We start from the raw sequence: 2312 nt of genomic DNA, 5'->3' as shown, positions 1-2312 counted from the left end.
CGCAACGACATAGGGCGTATTGCCAAAATTGGTTCAGTCAAAGTGACCGAGGCCTTTGTGGTCGAACGCTACAGCCACGTCATGCACATCGTGAGCAACGTCGAGGGCTTGCTCAACGAGGGCATGAGCAACATGGACGTGCTCAAAGCCTCTTTTCCGGCAGGCACCTTGACGGGCGCGCCCAAAGTGCACGCCATGGAGTTGATTGACCAGTTCGAGCCCGTCAAGCGTGGCATTTATGGTGGCGCTTGCGGCTACATCAGTTACGCGGGCGACATGGATGTGGCGATTGCGATCCGTACCGCCGTCATCAAGGACCAAACGCTGTATGTGCAGGCTGCGGCTGGGGTGGTGGCCGATTCGGTGCCCGAGATGGAATGGCGCGAAACCGAGCACAAGGCGCGTGCCTTGTTGCGGGCCAGCGAGTTGGTCGAAGAAGGCTTGGAGTGATCATGGCGAAAAAAATCAAACTCCTGATGGTCGACAACTACGACTCGTTCACCTTCAACATCGTGCAGTATTTTGGTGAACTGGGCGCGGAGGTCGAGGTCTTTCGAAACGACGAAATCACGCTCGAAGGCATTGCGGCCCGCCAGCCTGACCGATTGGTGATTTCGCCTGGACCCTGCTCACCTGCAGAGGCGGGCATATCAGTGGCGGCCATTCAGCACTTTGCAGGCCAGCTGCCCATCTTGGGCGTATGTCTGGGGCACCAAAGCCTTGGCGCAGCCTTTGGCGGCCAGATCGTTCGGGCGCAAGAGTTGATGCACGGCAAAACCAGTGTCATCACCACCACGCAAGAAGGCGTGTTTGCGGGTTTGCCCAAGCAGTTCACCGTCAACCGCTACCACTCTCTGGCCATTGAACGGGCCACTTGCCCGCCCTGCCTGAAAGTCACCGCTTGGACAGACGACGGCGAAATCATGGGCGTGCGGCACACCGAGCTGGACATCGAAGGCGTGCAGTTTCACCCCGAATCCATCTTGACCGAGCACGGCCACGCCATGCTCAAAAACTTTTTGGAACGACCATGATCGATTTGCGCAGCGACACCGTGACCCAGCCCACCGCTGCCATGCGCGAGGCCATGCTGGCTGCGCCTGTGGGCGACGACGTGTTTGGCGACGACCCTACAGTCAACGCCTTGCAAGCGCGCATCGCACAGATCACCGGGAAAGAAGCGGCGCTGTTCATGCCATCGGGCACACAAAGCAACCTGTGCGCCCTGATGGCGCATTGTGAGCGGGGCGACGAGTACATCGTCGGTCAAAACGCGCACACCTACCGCTACGAAGGCGGCGGTGCGGCCGTGCTGGGCAGCATCCAGCCGCAGCCGCTGGCACAAAACAGTGTGGGAGAAATGGCGCTGGGCGACATCGCGGCAGCCATCAAACCCATCGACTGCCACTTTGCACGCACACGCTTGCTGGCGCTGGAAAACACCTGGAACGGCCACCCTATGTCGCAGGCCTATTTGGCGCAAGCCACAGCGCTCGGCCGGCAGCACGGCTTGGCCGTGCATCTGGACGGTGCCCGACTGTTCAATGCGGCTGTCGCACAAGCCGAAGGTGGATCGGTCACGGCCAGCGTGCGCCGCATCGTGGACCACTTTGACAGCGTGTCGGTTTGCTTCAGCAAAGGTCTGGGCGCGCCCGTGGGTTCGGCCTTGTGCGGATCGCGTGAACTGATCGCCAAGGCGCTGCGCTGGCGCAAGGTGTTGGGCGGAGGTTTGCGCCAGTCCGGCATTTTGGCGGCTGCGGCTTTGCACGCGCTGGAGCACCATGTCGAGCGCTTGGCCGACGACCATGCGTTGGCGCAGCGGCTGGCCCAAGGCCTGCAAGGCGTGCAAGGCCTGGGCGTGCGTTCGGCACAAACCAACATCGTGTTTGTGGATGTGGCCGATGGACGTGGCCCGGCTCTGCTTGACGATCTGAAAGCCCATGGCGTGCTGGCCACGGGTTTGATCGGCTTGCGCTTTGTGACGCACCTGGGGGTGGATGCCGCGGGCATCGACCATGCCATCGATTGCATCCAGCGCTTCATGGCGAACGCGTCCGCACAGACAAATCCCGCTTCCACCCGAGTAGGCGTTTACTGAAGCCATGCCTGAAACGCAGCAAGTCCTGATGTTCATGTTGGCCGGTGTGTTGCTCAACCTCACGCCGGGTCCAGATGTGTTGTACATCGTGAACCAGTCCCTGCGCGGCGGCGTGGGTTCTGGCTTGGTGGCCGCCTGGGGCATCACAGCCGGGTGTTGCGTGCATGTGGCGCTGGCCGCTTTTGGGCTTGGGTCTCGGCGACAGTGAGCGCGG

The 2312-nt window shown here is 61.4% G+C and carries 3 protein-coding genes and 1 pseudogene; all 4 read left to right on the top strand.

What is annotated here, in order from left to right:
• Positions 1-450, top strand: a 450-nt coding sequence (locus tag Q0341_RS09410) for a chorismate-binding protein (RefSeq protein ID WP_299512476.1), incomplete at its 5' end; no start/stop codon positions are given.
• Positions 451-452: 2 nt separating this feature from the next.
• Entirely contained in the window at positions 453-1034 is a 582-nt protein-coding gene (locus Q0341_RS09405) for an aminodeoxychorismate/anthranilate synthase component II (protein ID WP_299512473.1), read from the top strand.
• Positions 1031-2098 carry a low-specificity L-threonine aldolase gene (gene ltaE / locus Q0341_RS09400; RefSeq protein ID WP_299512471.1) on the top strand — a complete coding sequence of 356 codons (1068 nt, stop codon included), beginning with the start codon at positions 1031-1033 and terminating at the stop codon, positions 2096-2098. Before Q0341_RS09405 ends, ltaE begins: the two co-directional genes overlap by 4 nt.
• 4 nt (positions 2099-2102) lie before the next feature.
• A pseudogene (locus tag Q0341_RS09395) lies at positions 2103-2294 on the top strand (LysE family transporter); the annotation flags it as partial.
• Between the last annotated feature and the right edge of the window lie 18 nt (positions 2295-2312).

The sequence above is a fragment of the uncultured Limnohabitans sp. genome (assembly GCF_937889215.1).
Lineage (GTDB): Bacteria > Pseudomonadota > Gammaproteobacteria > Burkholderiales > Burkholderiaceae_C > Limnohabitans_A.
Note: the sequence above shows the minus strand (reverse complement) of the source record. Positions and strands in the feature narration are given on the sequence as shown.